Here is a 24,669-nt window from a genome sequence, read left to right on the forward strand (position 1 = left end):
CACAAAGCTTCGAGCCGACGACGGTATGAGCCGGTTCGTCGTGGGTAGTCTGCAGTCAGCGGCCAATCAACGACGAAAGGCGGCACTGTGACTGCTCACAAGCCGGATCAGAGACCACACAGCATCAACGACATTCGCACCGCGATCCGCGAGCTTTCCGCCCGCGCCGAGTTGGCGCGCAAGGAGGGCCGCCCCGTCGACGCCGACGAGCTGGAGCGCCGCGTGGCCGGCTACCGCGAGGAGCTCAGCGCTCGCCCCTGAACATCACCCGCCGCCGAGCCGACGAAACGTGCTGCGGTGAAACACGATCGGGGCTACATCGGCGTGCATGGTGATGTCGCAGACCCGCAGGATCACGATCGTGTGGTCGCCGGCCGGGATCAGCTGCTCGATCGCACTCTCCAGCCACACCGCGGTGCCGTCGACGAACACCGCCCCCGACTCGCGCGACACCGTCTGCAGGCCGGCGAACCGGTCGCCGGTCTTGGCGGCGAGCGTGCGCGCGGCCTCGTCATGCGCCTCGCCGAGCACGCTGATCCCCAGGCTCGGCAGGTCCTTGAGCTTGGGCCACGTCTCCGAGGTGTTCTGCACGCAGAATGACACCAACGGCGGGTCCAGCGAGACCGGCACGAAGGTGCTCGCCGCCAGTCCGACGCGGGTGCCGTCCACCTCCGCCGCGATCGCGATGACGCCGGACGGGAAATGCCCGAACGCTTCGCGCAGTGTCGCGGGGCTGAGATCGGTGGCGCTCATATCCCGTCCATCTTCACACGCGGCCCTGCGCGGCGGCCACGTCCGGGTACGCCGATCCCGCTGAGCGGTAGCCTGACCTCGACATGTGGATCACGCTCCTGATGATGGCCGTTGCGGTCAGCCTGGAGCCGTTCCGGATCGGCATGACGGTGCTGATGATCAACCGGCCGCAGCCGGTTCTGCAGCTACTCACCTTCCTCACAGGCGGTTTCGTGATGGGAATCTCGGTGGGCCTGGTCGGGCTGTTCGTGCTGCGGCCGGCTCTCGGCTCGGGACACTCCTCGACGTTGCCGAAGGTGCAGATCGTGGTCGGCGCGGTGGTGTTGATCAACGCTGTGCTGGTGGCCACCGGCGTGCTGGGGGGTGGCCGGGACGACGGCGTCCCCGGCCGCGCGAACCGGATGCTGGCACCACTCGCGACCCGGGCGCGGAAGCTGCTCAACAGCGGCTCGCTGTGGACGGCGGGTGTCGCGGGGCTCGGTATCGCCCTGCCGTCGGTCGACTATCTGGCCGCGCTGGCGCTCATCGTCGCATCGGGCGCCGCGGCCGCCACCCAGTTCGGCGCCCTGATGCTGTTCAACGTGGTGGCGTTCGCGCTCGTGGAGATCCCGCTGCTGTGCTATCTGGTGGCCCCGGACCGAACCCGCGCGTCGCTGTCGGCACTGTACGAGTGGGTTCGGTCGCAAGGCCGTCTCGGGGTTTCCCTGCTGTTGGCCGCAGTGGGCGCTGTGCTGCTCGGGGTGGGGCTCGCCGGCCTGTAGCGCGGTCAGTTCTCCGGCGTATTTTTCAGCACGTACTGGAATCCGGCGAGCATCTGCGACAGCGGATCGGCGGCGCCTCCGAACGCGGCCTGGGTCGCCGGTGCCGTGACGGCCGCGGGGTCATAGCCGTTGCCCGGAGCCACCGTGATCGGCGCCGTCAGCGGATTGTCGGCGCGTGAATATCCGGCATCCACATACGGCTTCAGTACCCGATCGAGCTTGATCAGCGTCTCCTCGGGCACTCCGAGATACTTGAAGGGCAGTACCAGCGGGAGGTGTTCCTCGGGAATCAGATACGTCGTGGTCTTCGCACCCCGGGAGTTCACAGTTGTCCGGATGTTTCCGGGCGGCACCATGCTCGGTTTGGTGAAAGCAACCGAGGTGTGACCGGACGCGAGACCCGCGAGCGCATTGAGGACAGATATCCAGTTGTCCGGCCGGTCCGGCCAGTCGGCGATGCTGTCGTATGCGGTGACGAATTGGTAGGTGTCGTACTGACTCTCGACCGGCGGCGGGACGCGATAGTCCAGGAAAGGCGTTAGGGTTCCGACCGGGAATGACCGGGTCAGAAAGCTCTCACCGAAGGCGTGCCGCGCCACCGGGTCGCCATACATCGCGAAGCTCAACTGACCCGGCGGCGGGGCAGCAGGGTCGTACGCGAGTCGGGCCTGGACCTCGTTGAGCACCATCGCGCCTTCGGACAGCCCGAGCACGGTGCCGGGACCGCCCTCCCGGATCGCATTGATGACGTTCGGCGCTCCGACGTCGACTGACTCGGCCACGCTGGGGCCGTCGAGGCCCATTCCGGGCATGATTTCGTCGTCGAGCTTGCCGATGCCCGGAAACAGTCGCTCCAGGGTGTGTCCCTGCACCTGCCCGGAGGGATAGTCGACGATTTGCCGGTCCAGGCCGGGAAACCAGTCCGCTCCGGTGCGCATGATGTATTCGTCGTAAGGGATGCCCAGCACGCGCGCGCCGCCCAGCGCGTAGCCCTTGCCCGGCGTCCCCTCGGGCAGCGGAACGTCGGTCGGGCCGCCGGGGGCCGGCGGTATCACCGGTGGTTCGTCGGCCGTCGCGATGCCGAGTCCGAAGCAGCCTGTCGCGCCGATGGTCGTCACTGCAACGCCGAATGCGAGAAGTCGTTTCATGGCTGTCTGATCCACCCCCGCCCTCGGCTGCAGTGCCCCGAACCTTACTCCGGTCAACCCGCTCCCTCAGGCGTCCAACCGAATGAATTGGTCAAGCTGATACTGCTCGACACACGCCGCGCGCCGGATCTTGCCGCTGGTCGTCGTGGGTATGGCCCCCGGAGCCACCAGCACGAGATCTGCGACGTTGAGGCCGTGCGCATTGGAAATCGCGGCGGTTACATCGCTTTTGACGGTGCTCAACCACCGCATCCCGGCCTCGTCGAGCTCGGCTGGCATCCTGAGCTCGATGACGGCGACCAGGTTTTCCGTGCCGTTCACCGCAACCGACACCGCCGCGACCCGACCGCGGGTGATCTCCTGGACGGTCGCTTCGATGTCCTCGGGATAGTGATTGCGGCCTCGAATGATCAGTAGATCCTTGATGCGGCCGACGATGAACAACTCGCCTTCGTAGATGAAGCCGAGATCCCCGGTTTTCAACCACGGCCGGTCCGGCGTGCCGGGCGACGGTTCGAGAAGTGTTGCGCCGAAGCAACTCTGCTCCTCCGGCGGCTTGCGCCAATACCCGTCGGCGACGTTCTCACCGTGCACCCAGATCTCGCCGACGACGTCCGCCGCACACTCGCGGTGTGTCTTGCTGTCGACGATCCGCAGCGTAGGTGCCTGCGGTACCGAGTATTTGACGAGTGCGGTGCCCTTCCCGGCAGCACACGGTCGAACGCGACCCGCACCCAATTCTTCGGCATCGAAGTGTGCGGCCGGCGACGTCTCGCTCCAGGTCCCCGCGGCGACAAAGACCGTCGCCTCCGCCATACCGTAGGCAGGACGCATCATGTGGTCCCGGAAATTGAAGTGCGCGAACCGATCCACGAAGCGATGCAGCGTGGCCGGCTCCACGCGTTCGGCGCCGCTGAACACACCTACCACCCCACCGAGGTCGAGCCCGTTCAGGTCGCGGTCGGTGGTCTTGCGGGCGGCCAGATCGAACGCGAAGTTGGGTGCCGACGACAACGCCTGCGGGTTCTCGGCCAGTGCCCGCATCCACCGGGCCGGCCTCTCCAGGAACGCCACGGGGCTCATCAGCTCGGCACGACGGCCACACAGGATCGGCGCGCAGACTCCCAACACCAGTCCCATGTCGTGATAGAAGGGCAGCCACGACACGATCGTGGCGTCCGGCGGTAATGGGGAGTCGGCGAAAAAGCATTTCATCAGCTGCTCGAAATTCGCCGTGAGGTTGCGGTGCGAGAGCATGACCCCCGTCGGCGTGCGGGTCGAGCCCGAGCTGTACTGCAGGTACGCGATGCTCGGCCATTCGGTCGGCGCAAGGCTTGTCGGGTCCTCGACGTCCAGGTTCAGCGCATCGATCTCGACGATCTCCGGCGTCGTGTCCGAACGTGACCGAGCCACGAACTCGCCGACGTCGGCCGCGGACGCCGACGTCGTGCAGACAACGGCGGGCTCCGTGTCGGCAAGGACGGCGCTCACCCGGTCGTGGCCCGAGCCGGGATGGGGCAACGGAAGCGGCACCGCCACGAGTCCGGCCTGCATGGACCCCAGGAACGCCAGGATGTATTCCAGGCCTTGCGGCGCCAAGATCACCGCCCTGTCCCCGGGCGACCCGTGGCGTCGGATTTCGTGTGCCACGTTCATCGTTCGACGTGCCAGCTGCGACCAGGTGAGGCTCTCGGCGACCGCCGAGTCGTGGGCGTAGTCGGTGAACGTGTACGCGACGTCGTCGGGGCGCAGGCTAGCGCGTCCATACAGCATCGACAGAATCGATGACTCCGACGCGGGAGCGAGCTGGTTCAGCGTGTCCTCCGGTTTCTAGGTGATTTCGGCCGGCACCCGTGACGTCGACGGCGACGGCCCTATCCGCGACGGCCACCAGTTCGCCCGCCCGACCAGCGCTGCGACGGCCGGCACCGTGATGGTGCGGACCACGAACGTGTCCAGCAGGATGCCGACGCCGATCACGAAACCGCCCTGGACCACGGTGCCGATGCTGGAGAACAGCAGACCGGCCATCGAGGCGGCGAAGATCAAGCCGGCCGCGGTGATCACGCCGCCCGTCGAACTCAACGTGCGGATGACGCCGTACCGCACGCTGTGCGGGGATTCGTCGCGCATCCGCGAGACAAAGAGCATGTTGTAGTCGGCGCCCACCGCGACCAGCACCACGAAGGCCAGCGGAGGCACGCTCCAATGCAATTCCTCACCGAGTATCACTTGGAAGGTCAGAACGCCGATGCCGATGGCCGCGAAGTAGGAGAGCACCACAGACCCGACGAGGTAAAGCGGCGCGATGATCGAACGCAACAACACGACCAACGTCGCCAACACCACGATGAGGGCCATCAGGATGATGAATCGGATGTCTTGCTCGTAATAGTCGCGGGTGTCCCGCAGCGCAGCGGGAAACCCGCCCATCGATATCGAGGCGTCGGCGAGTGCGGTGTTGGGCTGAGCGCCCCGGGCGACGTCGTTGATCGCCGTGACCTGATCCATGGCCTCGGAGCTGAACGGGTTGAGCTTGGTCTGCACCAGATAGCGCACCGAGTGGCCGTCCGGCGAGACGAACGCCGCGGTGGCTTTCTTGAATTCCACGGCGTTGAGTACCTCGGGCGGAATGTTGAACCCCGCCATCGCCGAGTCGGCCGCGTCGTGCCGCATCGTCAACAAGAAGGCCGATGCCTGGTCGAGACCGGAGGCCATCCGTTTGACCTGCTCGACGAGTTCGTCGACTCCGGCGGCCACTCGCCGGCTTCCGCCGGCCAGGCGGTCGGCGCCTTGCTGCAGGTCGGTCAAACCCGCTTCGAGGCCGCCGGGTTTGTCCAGCCCCATCTCACTGACCGCCTCGCCGACGACGGTGAGCGCACCGTTCAGCTTGTTCATCGTGGCGTTCAGCGTCTTTCTGTTCTCGACGCTCTCCAACTCACCGGCCAGCTGGTTGATCCGGTCTCGGCTTCCTTCGTGACGCGCGTCGACGACCCGCTGAAATTGCGCACGGGTGGCGCTGCAGGAGGGATTCGCATCGCAGACCGCATTGCCGTTCAACGCGAACAGGACGGGTCCCATCCAGGCGAACATGTCCTCGACGGCGCCGAATCTCATGCCCGTGGCGGTGCCGAGCTTGTTGAGGCTGTCGATGAGTTCGGCGGCGACTTCGACGTACCGCACCAGCCGGTCGCCGCTGTACTCGGTTTTCATCGTCGAGACCGTCTCGAGCAAGCTATGGATACTGGGTGCGATCGCGTCGACCTGCGCGCGCATGTCGCTGAGCGAATCGGCCAGCGTGTTGGCGCCGGTGGCCAACTCGTCGAGGTCGTCCGTCCGCCCTTCGATCTGGGCGGAACCGGCGGCCAGCCGGTCACCGACAATGCCGGCCTGGAACGTGGCCCGGAACTCTCTGGGCACCTCGCCCAGCGGTCTCGTGACGCCGCTGACCAGGGAGACGTCCGGCAACTGGGCGATGCGCGACGCCATCTGCTCCAAATCCGCGAGGGCCTGCGGTGTGCGTAGGTCATGCGGAGACTGGACGAGCAGGTATTGCGGGATGGACTGGCTGACCGGGAAATGACGTTCCAGCGCGGCGTACCCGACCGAACTCGGCGCCGACGCCGCCACGGCCTTGCGATCGTCATAGTTGAACCGCGCGAACACTGCGAAGCTCGCCAAAAGGATCAACACGAGCAGACTCGCGACCAGATGTGGCACGGGTCGACGCACGATCCGGATGCCGGAACGGCGCCAGAACCGCGCGGTCAACTCGCGCCGCGGCTTGACCCAACCGCGCGGCCCGGCCAGCGCCAGGATTGCCGGCAGCAGGGTCACCGCGGCAAGGAAGGCAATGCCGATCCCGATTGCCGACGACACTCCTATCGTCCGGAACACTCCCATCTGGGTGAAGCTCATGAGCAGAAAGGTGATCCCCACCGTGGCCGCAGATGCGGTGATCACCTTTCCGATCGAGATCAACGCGGCTTTGACCGCCCGGTCGAAATCCGCGCCCTCCCGCAGATAATCGTGATAGCGGCTGATGAGAAAGACCGCATAATCCGTTCCGGCGCCGGCCATGATCGCGCTCAGGAACACGATGGACTGATTCGAGACGCCCGAGCCGGTCAGCTGGGAGTAGCCGGCGACTACGGCTTGGGCGATGATCAGCGACGATCCGATCGTCACCAACGGCAGCAACATCGTGACCGCGCTGCGGTAGACCAACAGCAACACCAGCAGCACCAAGACGGCGATCGCGACTTCGATGGGCAGCCGGTCGTGCTGGCCTGCGACGGTGAGGTCCGCGACGGTGGCCGCCGGACCGGTGATGTAGACCTTGAGTGGTCCGGCCGCATCTTTGCCACCGACGTTGAGTTCGACGATGTCGGACACCCGGTTGAATGAGTCGAAGCCGCGCGGCGTGCCCAACTCACCGTCGAGGTTGACCGGAAGCACCCAGGTCGTCTTGTCGTCGCTGGTCAGGAACGGGCGCAGTTGTGGCGTGCGGAGGAAGTCCTGCACCGCCACGACATCGCCGACGTCGTCGCGCAGCGCATCCACCACCTTGCGGTAGGTGGCTTCGTCGGCGGGCACCAGGCCGGCTTCGTTGATGAACGCGATGACCATGAGGTTGTCCGAACCCGACTCGTGAAAAGCCTCGGCCATCTTCTTGGCGGTGACGCTCGACGGTGCATCGCTGGGCAGGATGACGAGCGGATGCTTCTCCGACATCTCGTCCAGCGACGGGAATGCCAGCGGTAGGGCCAGCGCCATCGCGAGCCAAACCCCGATAACCGCCCACGGCCACCGCACTACGAGATCGGCTAACCGCCGCATATCCTCACCCCCGCCGCTTCACCTATGCGACACGCCCCCAGTGCCCGCTGTCGGCTACCAGTTCCGAGACCGACTTCATCGTCTTCATATAGCGGGCAACCGACTTTCTGGCGACCGAATTGTCGGGATGCATGACTGCCATCACCGTGCCCTCGCCATAACGGAATATGTAGATGGTGAGCTGATAGGAGAAACGGCCGTCCGGATAGATTCCGATATTGTTCGCCAGCCCCATGTCGGCCGCCGCCAGAACAGCATTGAGCGGCGCAGCGCCGCCGTGAAAGAAATTCGACACGGGGAAATTCGGCTGTGGCCACCTCAGCCATGGCGCCAACTCCAGCACTCGGTAATACGGCACTTTGGCCATATTCAGATTCGAGTCGAAAGAATCCTGCGCCGCCCACGCGGCGTCGCCGAATGAAGCCGCGCCTATCGGCACGGTGATCGGAATCAACCCCGTGAACCAGCCTTGCGTCATGAAATTGTCGGTGCCAGTGCGGGAATCCCGCGGCGTGAGACCGTAATAGGTGAGAGCACCCGTCAACTCGTGTTCCACCTGGGCGAGGCAGGCGAACAAGCCGCCGATGAAACGTGCGCCGGCCGCCGTGCAAGCTGATTCGAAGCGCTCGGTCTGCGCGGGGTCCATCAGGACTTCCGACATCATGTCACTGCTGGTCGACTCCAGCGGATTGCCAAGCGGCAGCGGGAATTCGGGGAAGCCGCCCTCGTTTTCTTCGGCGAACTCGATCCATGCCCGAACCTCGGGCGAATCCACGGTCAACGCCGATGTGCGCTCACGTTCGCGGACACAGAAATCATCGAAGCTCCCGGCATCGGGAAGCGTGAGCGCATCTCCGCCTTCGCTCAGCGCCGAATACATCCCGTTGGCTTCCAACATTGTTGTGCCGATCAATGTCGCGTCCCCGTGAACGTGATCCATGGCGGCGAAGAAAGTGAAGTAGTCCTCGTTCTGGTTTATTCCGAAAGTGAAGCAGCCCCACTCCAATGGAGGCGGTATGCCGACCACATGCGCGTGTATCTCGTCGACCGTCATGTTGCCGTGGTCGATCGGCATGAATTCGATGTCAGCCGGATCGACGATGGCGTGCCGAATGAACTCGCCATCGCCGACCGGTTCGAACCAACTGCGAAATGTGTCGTGCCGACGTAAGTAGGCGTTGACGGCGTGGTCCATCGCCGCGATATCGCACTGGCCGGACACATCGCAGCTGGCGATGATCTGCCGGGAGAAGTTCAGCCCCGCCGAAGCCCGTTGGCAGAAGTTGCGAAGATGTTGCGTCTGCATGTAACTGACCGGCACCGTACTGACCGGCGCGTGGCGCGCCTTTTCCGCGGCGGCGGCCGTCGGATGCCAGGAAGTGACGGTGCCCGGCTTCAGCGACCATTCCTCAAGTGCGCCAACCGTGATCTTGCCGATCCGCAAAACGTCGTCCTCCCGCTCGGCCGACGGTTCCGACATCGGCCGTGCGGGATCAACATACCCCCGCTTCCACGCAGTCGCCCGGCCTTGGCCGAACCTCGGAATCCGAACACCCCCATGCCACACGCATCGATGCCATAGTCTCCGGGGGGGTTGCACTTCAGGCGCGAGACGCTGCCTTACCGGCCGTCGTCTGTGACCGCCGACGCATGGGAGGACAACGGCATGGAATCCGCCGTACATCCGATCGAGCCGGGCCCGCCGCGTCTAGCAGTCATCGGCTATGCAGCGCGTTTCCCGGGCGCCCGGGACGCCGACGGGTTCTGGGACCTGCTTCGCGAAGGCCGCGACGCGGTATCGGAGGTGCCGCCGGACCGCTGGGATGTCGACGAATTCTTCGACCCGGATCCCGACGCTCCCGGCAAGGTCGTGACGCGTCGCGCCGGTTTCGCCGACGATGTGACGGGATTCGACGCGCCGTTCTTCGGCATGTCGACACGCGAGGTCAGGTTGATGGATCCGCAACATCGGCTGTTGCTGGAGACCGCGTGGCATGCGTTGGAGCATTCCGGGACGGCGCCGACCGCGCTGGCCGACTCCAACACCGGGGTGTTCGTGGGGATGTCCACCCACGACTACCTGGGCATGGCATCCGACGAGATGACCTACCCGGAGATCGAGGCCTACATGGCCATCGGCACGTCCCATGCCGCAGCGGCGGGCCGGATCAGCTACCGGCTGGGACTGCAGGGTCCGGCGGTCGCCGTCGACACGGCGTGCAGTTCGTCGCTGGTCGCCATGCATCAGGCGAGCCAGGCGCTGCGCCTGGGGGAATGTGACCTCGCCCTGGTCGGCGGCGTGAATCTCCTGCTCACCCCGGCGACCATGATCACTTTCTCCCGCGCACACATGCTCGCTCCCGACGGCCGCTGCAAGACGTTCGACGCGGCCGCCGACGGCTATGTGCGGGGCGAAGGCTGCGGTGTCATCGTCATCAAACGACTCGAGGACGCGATTCGCGACGGTGACCGCGTCCGGGCCGTGATCCGCGGCAGCGCGATCAATCAAGACGGCGCGTCGGGCGGCTTGACGGTGCCCAATGGCGTTGCGCAACAACGGGTCATCGCCGATGCGCTGAAGGGCGCCGCCCTCGAGCCCAGCGACGTCGGGTATCTGGAGGCACACGGCACCGGGACGTCACTGGGGGACCCGATCGAGGCCCAGGCCGCCGGGGCCGTGCTCGGCGCCGGACGCGACGCCGGCCAGCCGCTGTTGATCGGGTCGGTCAAGACCAACATCGGTCACCTGGAGGCAGCGGCGGGTATCGCGGGCGTCATCAAGGTCATCCTGTCGCTCGAGAACGAGTTGTTGCCGCAGCACCTGCACTTCCAGAATCCGTCGCCACACATCCCCTGGGGCCGGCTTCCGGTGGAGGTTGTCAAGCAGGCCACCCCTTGGGAACGCAACGGTGTGCCGCGTGTCGCCGGCGTCAGCTCATTCGGGTTCGCGGGGACGAACGCTCACGTCATCATCGAGGAAGCGCCGGAGCAGGCAACGCGGCCCGCTGTGCGCCCGGTCCCTCAGACCGCAAATCGGGAGTTCAGTCTCCTTCCGCTGTCTGCCCGGACGCCGGCGGCTCTGGTGCAGCTCGCCGGCCGATACCGCGATTGGCTGACCGCACACCCGGAGGCCACCTTGGCGGATGTCTGCTTCACCGCGGGGGCCGGTCGAGCACACTTGGAGCACCGGGCAGCGGTCGTCGCCAATTCAAGAGAATCCGCCATCGAGTTGCTCGGCGCACTGGCGGAGGACCGCCCGGCTCCCGGCCTGGTCCGCGGCGAGTCGTACGAGGCACCGAAGACGGCGTGGCTGTTCACCGGCCAAGGCAGCCAGTACCCCGGTATGGCCCGCGAGTTGTTCGACACCGAGCCGGTGTTCGCCGAGACGCTCAAACGGTGCGCGGCCGCGGTGGCGGATACCCTCGAAAAGCTCTTACTTGACGTGATTTTCGAGGTGGACAGCCCCGGCAGCGAGGAAACGCTGCGGCAGACCGCTTACGCGCAGCCTGCATTGTTCGCAGTGGAGATGGGGTTGGCCGCCCTGTGGCAGGCGTGGGGTTTCGAACCCGACGTGGTGCTGGGCCACAGCGTCGGCCAGTATTCGGCGGCCTGCGTCGCGGGTGTGCTCAGCCTCGAGGACGGTGCGCTGCTGATGGCCGAACGTGGACGCCTTTTCGGTAGTTTGCCCGCGGGCGGCCGGATGGTCGCGGTGTTCGCCACCCCCGATCGTGTCGAGAGCCGCGCCGATGAGTTCCCGAGCCTGTCGGTCGCCGCCTACAACGGTACCAACACCGTATTATCCGGTCCCGCAGAGGATCTCGAAAAGGCGACGGCGCAACTGGCGGCCGATGGTGTCCGCTGTGACTGGCTGGACACCAGCCACGCGTTCCACTCGGCGCTGCTGGATCCGATCCTCGACGACTTCGAGACGTATGCGCAGCAGTTCGAATTCCGAACGCCACAACGGATTTTGATTGACAACCGTACCGGCGTCGCGCTCGGCAGAAGCGTCAAGCTCGACGGCGCCTACTGGCGCCGTCACGCGCGCCAACCGGTGGAGTTCGCCAAGAGCGTACGCACGCTTGCCGACCTGAACTGCAAAGTGTTGCTCGAAATCGGTCCGCGGCCGGTACTCAGCGCCGCAGCCCTGGGTGCATGGCCGGACCCTGCCACCGCCCCGCGGGTGATCGCCTCGCTACGCCGAAACACCGCCGACCACAGGCAGATCATCGAAGCGGTTGCCGACGCCTATGTCCTGGGCCACCTGCCCGACTTCGGTGCGTTCCGGCAGGCGCACGCCCAAAAGGTCGACCTGCCCAGCTACCCGTTCGAGCATCGCGAATACTGGTATCGGGACAATCGCGAGCGCCCCACCCAACAGCAGAACCTCGACGCGCCGCGTACCGACGTCATCCGTCTTCTGGAGGACGGCCGGATCGAGGAACTCGCGGGCCTACTCAACGGTGCAGGCGACGACAGTCAAGCCCTGTCCGTGCTGACCAAGCTTGCGGCCCAACACAACCAGCAGCGAACGACCCGATCCATCGCTGACGACCGCTACGAGTTCCGCTGGGACAAGTTCGCTGCGCCAACCCTGCGCGGCAATGCCGGCGAAAGATCCACCTGCATCCTTGTCGGTGACGACTCCGAGGCAATCCAGCCTTTGGTCGATGCGTTGACCGCACGTGGCCACCGGTACCAGATCGTCGGCTTGCCGGCGTCCGACGCCGACCAGGAACGCCTCGCAGAGGTGATACGCGCTGCGGGAGCAGACGATCCGACCCTCCGTATCGTGCATGTCGCGGCCATCGACTTCGAGACCGCACCGTCGATGCAGTCGCTATTGCGGATGCAACACCGAATTCTGGGTGGGACACGGCGGCTCTTCCACGCCGCGGTCGCCGCTGATCTCCGCGCGCCCATCTGGCTGGTCACCAGAGGGGCGCAGCGGGTCGTCGACGGGGATTCCGTCGTACCCGATCAGAGTTGCCTGTGGGGATTCGGTCGCGCCGCAGCGCTGGAGCTTCCCCAAGTGTGGGGCGGGCTCGCGGACTTGCCGCACGGCAGGGACATTCGAGCCGACGAGTGGTCCGAGTTCATCAGCCGCATCACGACGCCGAACGACTCGGCCGTCAGGGAAGACCAATTCGCGCTGCGCGACCAAGCGGTCTACGTTCCCCGGCTGGTTCGGCGGGCGGGCCAGCCGAGTGGTGCGCCGCTGGAACTGCGCGGTGACGCAACGTATCTGGTGACCGGCGGGCTCGGCTCGATTGGGCTGGAGATCGCCGGGTACTTGGCCGCGCACGGCGCCAAGCACCTGGTGTTGACCAGTCGGCGTTCTCCCGGCGATGCTGTGCGACATCGCATCGACGCATTGAGCGAACTGCACGGCTGCGAAACCGAGGTCATGGCCGCCGATGTCGCCGATGCGCACGACGTCGCACGCCTGTTGACCACCGTGCAGGCCGAGTTGCCGCCGCTCGCGGGCATCGTCCATGCAGCGGGCGAGATCGGTACCGCCGCGCTGAGCAGCCAGGACGACGCCGAGGTTGATCGCGTCTTCGCCGGGAAGGTCTGGGGTGCTTGGCATTTGAGCGAAGCAGTGGCTGACCTTCAACTCGACTTCTTCATCAGTACCTCGTCGATCGCGTCGGTGTGGGGCGGGTACGGGCAGGCCGCGTACGGTGCGGCGAACGCCTTCCTCGACGGCCTCGCGTGGCGTCTGCGTGAACAGGGCGTTCCCGGGATCAGCGTCAACTTCGGTCCCTGGTCGGTCGGCATGGCCGACGCGCAATCCCGCGCACGACTGGATCAACGCGGCGTGAAGACGTTGTCACCTACCGTCGCATTGGCCGGTCTTGCCGATGTCGTCTCGACGTCTTCTGCCCAAGGAGTTGTGGCCCGCATCGACTGGGGTCGCTTCCTGCCGCTGTACCAGCAGGCGGGCAGGCGGGCATTCCTGGCGGAGTTGGAGCGCGAGGCACCTACTCAGGAGGCGGCGCCCGTTGTGCTGCCATCGGGTAACACCCAGCTGGTCGAGCAGCTCACCAATGCCCCGGTGCAGCAGCGAAAGAAGCTTCTGACCGACTATCTGCGCGACGCGGTGGCAGAGGTGACGCGCGTAGACTCCGCGCAGATCCGCGAGGACGCAGGCTTTTTCGATCTCGGAATGGATTCGCTGATGGGCGTCGAATTGCGGCGCCGCATCGAACAGGGCGTAGGCAAGGAGATCCCCATCACGCTGGTGATGGACCACCCCTGTCTGTCCGACGTAGCCGAATACCTGCTGGGAGACGTGCTGGGGCTCAGCGAGCAGGCCGATTCATCGCCGCAACCCGCGTCGGCGGTGACGCGTACGGACGAACCGATTGCCATCGTCGCGGTGTCGTGCCGTTTCCCCGGCGCACCCGATCCGGAAGCGTTCTGGGAAGTGCTGTCCGGCGGTGTCGATGCGATCGGAGAAGTCCCGGAGGACCGCTACGACATCGACGAGTTCTACGACCCGGATCCAGAGACGCCGGGCAAGATCTACACGCGCCGGGGTGGATTCCTCGACGACATCGACGGATTCGATCCCGAGTTCTTCGGCATTTCCCCGCGCGAGGCCGTGTGGATCGAGCCGCAGCAGCGGCTGACGCTGGAAGCGGCGTGGGAGGGTCTCGAGAGAGCCGGATATGCGCCATCGGCGTTGCGCGGCAGTCGAACCGGCATCTTCGTGGGAGTCGCGGCCAACGAGTACGCGCACCTGCTGTCCTCCGAGTCGGTCGACAAGATAGAGCCGTACTTCATCACCGGCAATGCACTCAATGCGGTTTCCGGTCGCGTTGCCTTCGCCCTCGGACTCGAGGGACCGGCCGTCGCTGTCGACACCGCATGTAGTTCGGCGTTGGTGGCCGTGCATCAGGCGTGCCAGGCGTTGCATGCCGGGGACTGCGATATGGCACTGGCCGGCGGTGTGAATGTGCTGCTGAGTCCGGTGACGGTGATTGCCGCCTCTCGCGCCAGGATGCTCTCCCCCGTCGGACGATGCAAGACGTTCGACGCCTCCGCCGACGGCTACGTGCGCAGCGAGGGCTGCGGCATGCTGGTGCTCAAGCGGCTGAGCGACGCGGTTCGTGATGGCGATCGAGTCCAAGCGGTCATCTCCGGCAGCGGAGTCAACCAGGACGGCGCGTCCAGCGGGCTGACGGTGCCCAACGGTGGTGCACAGCAACGCCTTATCGGGACCGTGCTGGCCCGCGCGGGTCTGGCCGGCGCCGACGTCGACTACCTCGAGGCGCACGGGACTGGCACCCCGCTGGGCGATCCGATCGAAGTGCAGGCGGCTGCAGCCGCCTACGGCGCCTCCCGCGACCCGGACCGACCGCTGCTGATGGGTTCGGTGAAGACCAACATCGGGCACCTCGAATCCGCCTCAGGCGCAGCGGGTCTGATCAAGGTCGTGTTGTCGCTGCAGAACGAGCTGCTGCCGCAGAGCCTGCACTTCGACAACCCTTCGCCGCACATTCCGTGGGACTCGCTGCCGGTGCGGGTCGTCGACAAGGCGACTCCGTGGCAGGCCAACGGCAGGCCGCGACGTGCCGGCGTGAGTTCCTTTGGATTCACCGGTACCAACGCGCATCTGCTGATCGAGGAAGCGCCGCCACTAGCGGTGGCCGCCGACGACGATGCCTCCGGCGCTTCCGCCTCAGACACCGACGAGCAGCGTGTCAATGTGCTGACGCTGTCGGCGCGGTCACCGGAAGCACTGGTGGAGTTGGCGCAGCGGTACGGCGCCTGGTTCGAGAAGTATCCGGATGCCGACCTCGCCGGGGTATGCCTCACCGCGGGGAAGGGCCGTTCGCATTTCGAGCATCGGGCCGCGCTGGTCGTGGATTCGGTCGAGGGCGCCCGCGAAGGCTTGGCCGAGTTGACGCAGAATCGGCAGCGACCGGGTGTGTTGCGTGGCGAGTGCACCGATCGACCGACGACAGCGTGGTTGTTCACCGGGCAGGGCAGCCAGTATCCGGGGATGGCGCGGGAGCTGTTCGACGCCGAACCGGTTTTCGCCGAAACGGTGAAGCGCTGTGCGGACGCGGTTGACGGTATGCTGCCACGCGCGCTGCTGGACGTGCTGTTCGCCACCGACAGGCGCGACGCTGAAGCGCTGCGGCACACGTCTTTTGCCCAGCCGGCGCTCTTCGCGGTCGAGATGGGTCTGGCCCGGCTGTGGCAGTCGTGGGGCATCGAGCCCGACGTGGTGCTGGGCCACAGCGTGGGCCAGTACGCAGCGGCCTGCGTGGCCGGGGTGTTCAGCCTCGAGGACGGGGCGCGGCTGATGGCCGAGCGTGGCCGGTTGTTCGGCAGCCTGCCCGAAGGTGGGCGAATGGTGGCGGTGTTCACCGATGCCAAACAGGTCGAGGAGACCGCCGGCGAGTTCCCCCGGGTCTCGGTCGGGGCCTACAACGGGCCCAACACTGTGCTCTCCGGTCCCGGTGAGGATCTGGAGCAGATCGTCGCCAAATTCGGTGACGAGGGAGTCCGTTGCACCTGGCTGGAGACCAGCCACGCGTTCCACTCCGAGCTTCTGGACCCGGTACTCGATGAATTCGAGTCATACGCATCGCAGTTGCAGTTCGCTGCCCCGACGCTGCCGCTGGTCTGCAACCGCACCGGCACTGTGCTCACGGCCCAAACTTCGCTCGACGCCCAGTATTGGCGACGTCATTCCCGCCAGCCGGTGCAATTCGCCGAAAGTGTGCGCACCGTGGCCGCGTTGGGATGTTCGGTGTTGATGGAGATCGGTCCGCAACCGGTGCTGACCGGTGCTGCGGTGCAGGTCTGGCCGGAGCACCTGGCGGCCCCTCGCGCGGTCGTCTCGCTGCGCAAAGGTGTCGGCGACCGGCGCCAGATCGCGGACGCGTTGGCCTCGGCCTACGTCGGCGGTCACCGCCCGGATTTCGCTGCGCTGCACCGTGAGCCGAGGCGCAGATTCGAATTGCCGACCTATCCGTTCCAGCGCCGCCGCTTCTGGCCCAGGACCGGAGGCATGTCCATAGAAGGAGGAGTCGGTCCGGCACCTTCTGGCATTCTCGGCAGTGCAAAGGATCTCGCCTCGGGCGAGTCGGTCTACACCAGCAGGCTGTCCGTCAAGTCGCTGCCGTGGCTTTCCGATCATGTCATCTACGGCACCGTCGTCGTTCCGGGGGCGACGTATGCGGCAATGGCGCTGGCCGCGGTGGGCGCCCCGGCCGCCGTCAAGGACGTCTTCTTCTACGAGCCGATCATCCTGCCCGACAAGAGCTCCCGCGAGGTGCAGCTGTCGTTGCATCCGCTGGAGGACGACGGCCAGTGGCGTTTCCAGGTACACAGCCGGCCCTACGGTGAACGCGGCGCGGAATGGTCGTTGAACGCCGACGGCACCGTCCTGAGCGGGGACTCGGCCGTCGCCGACGAGCCGGTATCGGAGAGTGCGGAGCCGGTCGACGAAGTGGTCGAGCGGCTGAACCGCATGCGCCCGCAGGACTTGTTCGAAACGTTCGCCGACGCTGAACTGGTGTGGGGGCCGACCTGGTCCAGTTCCCTGAAGTCGCTGTGGGTCGGTGAGGGCGAGGCGATCGGCGACCTCCTTGTCGGCGAGGAGCTGGCCGAACAACTGGGATCCGAGCCGATGCACCCGGTCCTGATGGATCTGTGCACCGGGGTCACCTTCCCGGCATTCCCGTCGCACCTTGCGGTCGAACGCGGTGTGAACGATCTGTTGCTGCCGTTGCGGTACGGGAGGGTGACGCTGCGAGAGAAGATTCCGCGGAGGTTCTACTGCCGCGCGAAGTGGCACGTCAGCGGCGTCGACAATGAGACCCAGGTCTTCGACCTGGATTTCGTTGACAGGGATGGCCGCGCACTGGGCGGAATTCGCGAGTTCACGGTCAAACGTGCGCCACGCGAGGCGCTGCTACGCGGCCTAGGCGGGGACGCCACCCGGCTGCTCTACACCCTGGGCTGGCACGAGGTGGCTTCAGCGGCGGCGGTCAGCGATACCGAGGGCGCCGAAATCGGCGACGGCACCTGGCTGATTGCCGGCTTCGACGAACTTGCAGCCAACGTGCCCGGCTGCATCCCGTTCGACCGGGACACCGATCCGGAGCTGTTGGGACAGGTGTTGGCGCACGCTCATGAGCGCGGTTCGCCGTTCTCTGGCGTCGTTTGGCGCAGCACCGCGCCGAGCGCAGGAGAATCGAGTGCCGACGTCAGCGCACGGATCGAGGCCGAACTCGCCAACCTGCTCAGCATTGTGCACGCTGTGCAAGGCGGCTCGAACAACGGCGGCGTGAAACTGCCTGGCGGACTGTGGATCAGCACCGAGCGGGCGGTGGCCACCGAATCGGGCGAGCCGGTCGACCCGGTCCAGGCCGCGCTGTGGGGATTCGGACGCACCGTGATCAACGAGGAACCGGCGCTGCGCTGCAAACTGGTCGACAGCGACGGTTCACCCGAGGCCGTGCAGGTGCTGGCAAGTCTGCTGGCCGCACCGGTCGACGAGCCGGAACTGGCACTGCGACAAGGCAAGCTGCTGGCCTCGAGGTTGTTGCCCTGGGCGCGCAGCGGGCATCTCTCGGTGCCGCGCTCATCGGACTACGTTCTTGCGCCCACCGAGCGCGGTGCGATCGACAACCTGCGGTTGACCGAGGCCGACGTGCCGCCGCCGGACCAGGGCTACGTGCAGGTACGGGTGGAGGCCGCAGGCCTCAACTTCCGGGATGTACTCAACGTATTGGGCCTCTACCCGGGCGACCCCGGACCGATCGGCGGTGACTTCGCCGGTGTCGTCACACAATTGGGCAGCGGTGTCACCGGTGTCGAGGTGGGTCAGCGCGTCTACGGTTTCATGCAGGGCGCATTCTGCAGCCGGTTCAATGTCCCGCTTCAGCTGGTGGCGCCGTTGCCCGACGGGCTGGGCGCGGTGGCGGCGGCGACCATCCCGGCCGCGGCGCTGACGGTGCGGCTCGCGTTCGACTGGGCGCAATTGCAGCCCGGTGATCGCGTGCTCATCCATGCCGCCAGTGGCGGCGTCGGACTGTACGCCGTCCAGATGGCCCAGCAGCACGGTGCCATCGTCTTCGCCACCGCCAGCACATACAAGCGTGCGACGCTGCGCAAGATGGGCGTGAAATACGTCTACGACTCGCGCACTACGGATTTCGCCGATCAGATACTGGCGGATACCGACGGTGCGGGCGTTGATGTGGTGCTCAACAGCCTGACCAATGAAGGGTTCGTCGAAGCGACCGTGCGGGCCACCGCTCAGAACGGCCGTTTCGCCGAGATCGCCAAGCGCGACATCTGGACACCGGAGCAGATGGCGGCGACGCGTCCCGATATCGCCTACGAGATCGTGGCGCTCGATGCCACCGCGCTGCACAATCCTGACCACGTGAAGCGGTTGTTGACCGAAGTGTCGGACGGGATGGCCAGCCGCGAGTGGACTCCACTGCCCGCCGAGATCTACCCGATCACCGAGGCGAGGGCGGCGTTCCGCCGCATGCAGCAGGCGCGGCACATCGGAAAGATCGTGCTGCAGATCCCGAATCCATTGCAGCCAAGAGCCGATCGGAGCTATCTGATCACCGGTGGCCTTGGCGCGATCGGTCTGCACACCGCGGCATATCTCGCCCAACTCGGTGCCGGTGACATCGTGCTGACCAGTCGGCGTGAACCCGACGCACACGCGCAGCACACGATTGGCGAGATCACCGAGCGCTACAAGTGCCGCGTCCACGTCTTCGCGGCCGATGTCAGCGACGAGTCCGAGGTTGCAGACGTACTCGAGCGGATCCGCGCGGAGTTGCCGCCGCTCGCCGGGGTGGCGCATCTGGCCGGCGTCCTCGATGATGCGCTGCTGTCGGAGCAGACCCTGGAGCGCTTCCGGACGACGTTGGCGCCCAAGGCGTTCGGCGCCTGCCATCTGGACCGGCTGACGAAAGATGACGATCTGGACTTCTTCGTCGTGTCCTCCTCGGTGTCCAGCGTGTTCGGTTCGCCCGGTCAGGCAAATTACGCGACTGCCAACGCGCTGCTCGACGGCTTGGTCGCGCTCAGGAGGGCGCAGGGCCTGCCGGCGACCGGGGTCAACTTCGGGCCCTGGGCCCAAGGCGGGATGGCCTCTTCGGACGCCGCGAGCGCCAATCTCAGTGCGCAGGGGCTGATTCCGCTCGAACCCTCGGCGGCGCTCAGCGCACTCAGCGAGGTCGTCGCCAACGGCACCGGGCAGGCCACCGTCATCAAAGCCAATTGGCAGCGCGCCGCGAAGTTGTTGGGCGCTTCGCGTCCACCGATTCTGGATCTGGTCTTGCCCCGTCCCGAAGGCGAGGTGACCGGCGACAGCGAATTGCTTCGGCAACTACAGGAGATTCCCGTGCCGCAGCGCGCCGGTTTCGTGACCGAATTCCTTCAGCGCGAAGTGCAGAACTTCCTGCGCCTGGCACAACCGCCGGCCGCAACCAGTCGATTCCTGGACCTGGGTACCGATTCCCTGATGGCGATCGAACTTCGCAACCGGTTGCACAGTCAGTTCGGCGGCGCGTTCACCATCAACGCGACCGCGGTATTCGACTATCCGACCATCGGGGGGCTCGCCGAGTATCTCGTGGGTCAGCTGCCGGACGCGGATTCGTCGCCGCAGGAGGAGGCGGAATCAACAGAGAAGCAGGTGGTTTCAGAGGGCGACTGATCCCGCCGAGACTGCGGGCCGATCGCCGATCTGGCGAAAATCGCGATCTGTGAGCAGTTTCGGCGAAACACAAGTTAGGCCCACCGTTGAGCTTGCACCTCGGGCGGCAGCGCCGTCTGCAGCGGCACGTCGAGCCCGTCATAAATGCCGGGCTTCTGATTCGACAACCAGTCGAGCGCACCGAGCAATCGATTGGCCGCGGTGGTGTTGCCGCCATCGGCCCGGGTGCCGCCCGGCACGTCGGCGCGGGTCGTGATCGTCAGCTGCGGATCACCGTCGATGATCACGCGGTGATCGCCGACGCCCTCGTCGGGATACGGCCAGTCGGGCGCACATGACGCGTGGATGCGGGTGATGTGGTCGATGACGATGCGCTCCCGCCCACCCGACTTGCCGATGACCTTGAGCCAGAACGCGCCCTGCGTACCCTTTTCGAAGGTCCCCATCACAGTCTCGACGGACTCCTCGAGCGGACGGCGTTCGACCTCTTCGGTGATCTCGTCGATCTCCATGCCCAGACCCCGCCCGACGAGCCGGATGTTGCCGCCCCACACCATCGTGGGGATGGTCGGCAGCAGCATCATCGGGGTCTCGTCCATGGATCCGCCAAACCCGCACGACACCTTGACGGCGAACGGCTGGTTGTAGGTGGAGTAGTCGAAGATCTCCTGGCAGTGGATGGTCTTGATTTTCGTGCACAACCCGGCGGCGAGGACCGCGAGCGCGTCGTTGCCCCAACCGGGGTCGACGCCGCTGACCAGTAGCGCGGAGTTGCCCTCCGCCGCGGCCCGGGTGAGCCGGTCGACCCAGTCCGGCGGCGCCGAACGCGGATCGTAGAGCGAGTACAGCGACGGGGTCACGACGTGACTGCCGGCGCGTAGGCAGCGTTCGATGTCGCCGACCGCCTCGTCGGGGCGGATGTCGCCGGACGCCATGTAGGCGACGGCGTCGCATTGCGCGAGGACGGCGCCGACGTCGGTGGTGGCGGTGACGCCGGTCGGCGCGTCGAGCCCGGCGAACGTCGCGGCATCGCGGCCGGCCTTGTCCGGCGAGGACGTGATGACACCGGCGAGCTGCAAGCCGGGAAAAGCCACCGTCGAGCGGATGGCGCAGGCGCCCATGTTTCCTGTTCCCCAGACCCCGACGCGAAGCATCGCAACACCCTATCGGGAGGGCAGGTGACGATTCTCACAGCGGGTCGAAACGGCCGGTCAAGGCCTTTTCAGCTGGGGTTTTGGCCGCCCGACCAACCAGGCGGTTAGTTAGCCTGCGGAAATTGTTCCGCGGAGGTTTGAGTTGAAGTTACTGATGGGTATAGTTCGGGGCAGTTACTGGTGGGTAACTTAGCCAGAAGTACCCAACCGTGAGTGGCTATCTCACCGAGGAGGAACCGTGAGCCACTATAAGAGCAACGTTCGTGACCAGGTCTTCAACCTGTTCGAGGTCTTCGGCGTTGACAAGGCGCTCGGCGAGGGTGACTTCGCCGACCTGGACATCGACACCGCCCGCGAAATGCTCGGCGAGGTCGCCCGGTTGGCTGAGGGCCCGATCGCCGAGTCGTTCGCCGAAGGCGACCGCAATCCGCCGGTGTTCGATCCGAACGCCCACTCGGTGACGCTGCCCGAGCCGTTCAAGAAGTCGATGCGCGCCCTGTTCGACGGCGGCTGGGACAAGATCGGCCTCGACGAGGAACTCGGCGGCATGCCGATGCCCCGCGCCCTGCAGTGGGCCCTCATCGAGCACATTCTCGGCGCCAACCCGGCCGCGTACATGTACGCGATGGGCCCGGGCATGGCCCAGATCATGTACAACCTCGGCACCGAGGAGCAGAAGAAGTGGGCCGTGCTGGCCTCCGAGCGCGGGTGGGGCGCCACGATGGTCCTCACCGAACCGGACGCCGGCTCCGACGTCGGCGCGGGCCGCACCAAGGCGGTCCAGCAGGACGACGGCTCCTGGCACATCGATGGCGTGAAGCGCTTCATCACCTCGGCCGACTCCGATGATCTGTTCGAGAACATCTTCCATTTGGTGTTGGCTCGCCCCGAGGGCGCAGGACCGGGCACCAAGGGTCTGTCGCTGTTCTTCGTACCGAAGTTCCTGTTCGATCCGGAGACCGGCGAGCCCGGTGAGCGCAACGGCGTGTTCGTCACCAACGTCGAGCACAAGATGGGCCTCAAGGTCTCCGCCACCTGTGAGCTGACGTTCGGCCAGCACGGCGTGCCCGCCAAGGGCTGGCTCGTCGGCGAGGTGCACGAGGGCATCGCGCAGATGTTCGAGGTCATCGAGCAGGCCCGGATGATGGTGGGCACCAAGGCGATTGCCACGCTGTCCACCGGTTACCTCAACGCGCTCGAGTACGCCAAGGAGCGTGTGCAGGGCGCGGACATGACGCAGATGACCGACAAGACCGCGCCGCGGGTGACCATCACGCACCACCCGGACGTCCGCCGGTCGCTGATGACCCAGAAGGCCTACGCCGAGGGTCTGCGCGCGCTGTACCTGTTCACCGCGACGTTCCAGGATTCCGCGGTCGCCAAGGCGCTGCACGACGTCGACGCCGAGCTGGCGGTCAAGGTCAACGACCTGATGCTGCCGGTCGTCAAGGGCGTCGGCTCCGAGCAGGCGTACGCCAAGCTGACCGAGAGCCTGCAGACCTTCGGTGGTTCGGGCTTCCTGCAGGACTATCCGATCGAGCAGTACATCCGCGACGCCAAGATCGACTCGCTCTACGAGGGCACCACCGCCATCCAGGCGCAGGACTTCTTCTTCCGCAAGATCGTCCGCGACAAGGGCCAGGCGCTGGCGTACGTGGCCGGCCAGATCGAGCAGTTCGTCAAGAACGAGTCGGGCAACGGCCGGCTGAAGGCCGAGCGTGCGCTGCTGGCCACCGCGCTGGAGGACGTCCAGGGCATGGCTGCCACGCTCACCGGAGACCTGATGGCCGCGCAGGAGAATCCGGCCGAGCTGTACAAGGTCGGCCTGGGCTCGGTGCGCTTCCTGATGAGCGTCGGCGACCTCGTCATCGGTTGGTTGCTGCAGCAGCACGCCGCGGTGGCGATCGACAAGCTCGACGCGGGAGCCAGCGGTGACGAGCGTGCCTTCTACGAGGGCAAGGTTGCGGTGGCGTCGTTCTTCGCGAAGAACTTCCTGCCGCTGCTCACCAGCACGCGCCAGATCATCGAGAACCTCGACAACGAGGTGATGGAGCTCGACGAGGCGGCTTTCTAAACCCTTCCGACCGCTTCACGAGAACGCCCCCGGACTCTTCCCGGGGGCGTTCTTGCGTTGCCGGCTTTCCCTCGCGAGGCGTAGCAGTCACCAAACCGCAAAAAAGGCGGGTTCGGGAGGGCAAATAGGTGCGTCACGTCAGTCTCGCGCGGTCGGCTTTCAACCCTTGCCGACTCTTCGGAATCGCCACTCCCGAACCCGTCGTGCGATCGATCGTACGCCCGGGATCTAGATCACACCAGAGGTAATTACGGGCGATCAATCGTCCTTCGATCGCAGCAGTGCGCGGGTGCGGGCACGCGTCTCGGCATCGGTGTCGAACATGCTCGCGACGAACTCGCCGACACCGGAATCGGCCAGTTCGTCGAGCCGCTGCGCCACGGTTTCCTCGTCGCCGATGATCGCGGCGTCCTCCGGCCCGGCGTAGCCTTCGCGGTCCAGCATCGCGCGGTACGACGGCAACTGCCCGTAAACCGCGAACTCCTCGGCGGCTCGTGCCCGGGCGCCCGCAACGTCGTCGGTGACGCTCACCGGCAGCGACGCCACCACCCGCACCGACGTCTCCGACCGGCCGGCTTCGGCGGCCGCGGTGCGCAGCGTCGGGATGACGTGATCGGCCAGCGTCCTGGGTCCGGTCATCCACGTCATGGTGCCGGCGCTGCGGCGGCCCGCGAGACGCAGCATCTGCGGTCCCAGGGCAGCGAGGTACACGTCCGGAGCCGGGGCACCCGGCACCTTGAGCGAACCGTGGGTGGTCCAGAATTCACCCGCGGTGTCGGCGGGCTCACCGGCCAGCAGCGGCAGCAGCGCGTCGAGATATTCGCGCATCTGGCGCACGGGCTTGTCGTACGAGATGCCCCACACGCCTTCGGTCACCATGCGGTGGCTCAGGCCGATACCCAGGCTGAACCGTCCGCCGGCAATCGTGTTGAGGGTCAGCGCGCGCTGGGCGAGCTGGGTCGGATGTTGGACCTGAATCGGCACCACGCCCGAGGCCACCTCTATGGTGTCGATCTCGCGGAAGGCGACGGCCAGGATGGTCAACAGGTCGGGATCGTAGGGCAGCTGGGCCATCCAGACCCGGCGGAACCCTTCGTCACGCAGCGCGGCGAGCTTGCCGAGGGTGGCGTCGAGCGGCGACCGCCCTTCGGCGTCGGTGAGGAGTCCCACGAGGGACATGCTGATCTGCATGCCCACCATCGAAGCATCCGCCGCCAAAAGTTAAGAGCCC

Annotated in this window: 11 protein-coding genes; 4 read left to right on the forward strand and 7 right to left on the reverse strand. The window is 66.1% G+C overall.

All coding sequences use genetic code 11. The features are described from left to right. Positions 1-87: 87 nt before the first annotated feature. A complete protein-coding gene (locus AU188_RS25485; RefSeq protein WP_172799423.1) occupies positions 88-261 on the forward strand; it encodes a hypothetical protein in 174 nt (57 codons plus the stop codon). A gap of 3 nt (positions 262-264) precedes the next feature. Here AU188_RS25485 and AU188_RS07590 read toward each other — a convergent pair whose 3' ends face one another. Continuing rightward, on the reverse strand, positions 265-753 hold the full coding sequence (locus AU188_RS07590) for a flavin reductase family protein (RefSeq protein ID WP_059163121.1): 489 nt from the start codon (positions 751-753) through the stop codon (positions 265-267). Positions 754-836: 83 nt separating this feature from the next. Here AU188_RS07590 and AU188_RS07595 point away from each other — a divergent pair, with 83 nt between their 5' ends. After that, the gene (locus AU188_RS07595; RefSeq protein ID WP_059163122.1) at positions 837-1,514 is read left to right on the forward strand and encodes a GAP family protein; all 678 of its coding nucleotides are present in this window, start codon (positions 837-839) and stop codon (positions 1,512-1,514) included. Between the two features lie 5 nt (positions 1,515-1,519). Here the strand turns inward: AU188_RS07595 and pe are convergent, their stop codons facing one another. The 4 genes from pe to AU188_RS07615 form a co-directional block, all read right to left on the reverse strand. Further along, entirely contained in the window at positions 1,520-2,662 is a 1,143-nt protein-coding gene (gene pe, locus AU188_RS07600) for an acyltransferase PE (protein WP_059163123.1), read from the reverse strand. A gap of 66 nt (positions 2,663-2,728) precedes the next feature. Next, positions 2,729-4,477 carry an AMP-binding protein gene (locus tag AU188_RS07605; RefSeq protein ID WP_286137350.1) on the reverse strand — a complete coding sequence of 583 codons (1,749 nt, stop codon included), beginning with the start codon at positions 4,475-4,477 and terminating at the stop codon, positions 2,729-2,731. A gap of 15 nt (positions 4,478-4,492) precedes the next feature. Continuing rightward, on the reverse strand, positions 4,493-7,501 hold the full coding sequence (locus tag AU188_RS07610) for an MMPL/RND family transporter (RefSeq protein WP_059163125.1): 3,009 nt from the start codon (positions 7,499-7,501) through the stop codon (positions 4,493-4,495). A gap of 22 nt (positions 7,502-7,523) precedes the next feature. Beyond that, the gene (locus tag AU188_RS07615; protein ID WP_059163146.1) at positions 7,524-8,945 is read right to left on the reverse strand and encodes a condensation domain-containing protein; all 1,422 of its coding nucleotides are present in this window, start codon (positions 8,943-8,945) and stop codon (positions 7,524-7,526) included. A gap of 222 nt (positions 8,946-9,167) precedes the next feature. Here AU188_RS07615 and AU188_RS07620 point away from each other — a divergent pair, with 222 nt between their 5' ends. Further along, the gene (locus AU188_RS07620; RefSeq protein WP_059163147.1) at positions 9,168-20,210 is read left to right on the forward strand and encodes a type I polyketide synthase; all 11,043 of its coding nucleotides are present in this window, start codon (positions 9,168-9,170) and stop codon (positions 20,208-20,210) included. Positions 20,211-20,284: 74 nt separating this feature from the next. Here AU188_RS07620 and AU188_RS07625 read toward each other — a convergent pair whose 3' ends face one another. Next, a complete protein-coding gene (locus AU188_RS07625) occupies positions 20,285-21,364 on the reverse strand; it encodes an NAD(P)H-dependent amine dehydrogenase family protein (protein ID WP_059163126.1) in 1,080 nt (359 codons plus the stop codon). Between the two features lie 238 nt (positions 21,365-21,602). Here AU188_RS07625 and AU188_RS07630 point away from each other — a divergent pair, with 238 nt between their 5' ends. Further along, a complete protein-coding gene (locus AU188_RS07630) occupies positions 21,603-23,438 on the forward strand; it encodes an acyl-CoA dehydrogenase (protein ID WP_059163127.1) in 1,836 nt (611 codons plus the stop codon). Positions 23,439-23,696: 258 nt separating this feature from the next. On the opposite strand, the gene AU188_RS07635 is transcribed toward AU188_RS07630, so the two are convergent. Next, complete coding sequence (locus AU188_RS07635; protein ID WP_059163128.1) at positions 23,697-24,638, reverse strand: TIGR03564 family F420-dependent LLM class oxidoreductase; 942 nt, start codon at positions 24,636-24,638, stop codon at positions 23,697-23,699. Between the last annotated feature and the right edge of the window lie 31 nt (positions 24,639-24,669).

Origin of the sequence: Mycobacterium sp. IS-3022, from assembly GCF_001500065.1 — a bacterium.
Lineage (GTDB): Bacteria > Actinomycetota > Actinomycetes > Mycobacteriales > Mycobacteriaceae > Mycobacterium.

What these genes read in the sequence shown, in the direction of transcription:
- AU188_RS07590 (WP_059163121.1), bottom strand. Translation starts at nt 753, where the DNA reads ATGAGCGCCACCGATCTCAGCCCCGCGACACTGCGCGAAGCGTTCGGG.
- AU188_RS07595 (WP_059163122.1), top strand. Translation starts at nt 837, where the DNA reads ATGTGGATCACGCTCCTGATGATGGCCGTTGCGGTCAGCCTGGAGCCG.
- pe (WP_059163123.1), bottom strand. Translation starts at nt 2,662, where the DNA reads ATGAAACGACTTCTCGCATTCGGCGTTGCAGTGACGACCATCGGCGCG.
- AU188_RS07610 (WP_059163125.1), bottom strand. Translation starts at nt 7,501, where the DNA reads ATGCGGCGGTTAGCCGATCTCGTAGTGCGGTGGCCGTGGGCGGTTATC.
- AU188_RS07620 (WP_059163147.1), top strand. Translation starts at nt 9,168, where the DNA reads ATGGAATCCGCCGTACATCCGATCGAGCCGGGCCCGCCGCGTCTAGCA.
- AU188_RS07625 (WP_059163126.1), bottom strand. Translation starts at nt 21,364, where the DNA reads ATGCTTCGCGTCGGGGTCTGGGGAACAGGAAACATGGGCGCCTGCGCC.
- AU188_RS07635 (WP_059163128.1), bottom strand. Translation starts at nt 24,638, where the DNA reads ATGGTGGGCATGCAGATCAGCATGTCCCTCGTGGGACTCCTCACCGAC.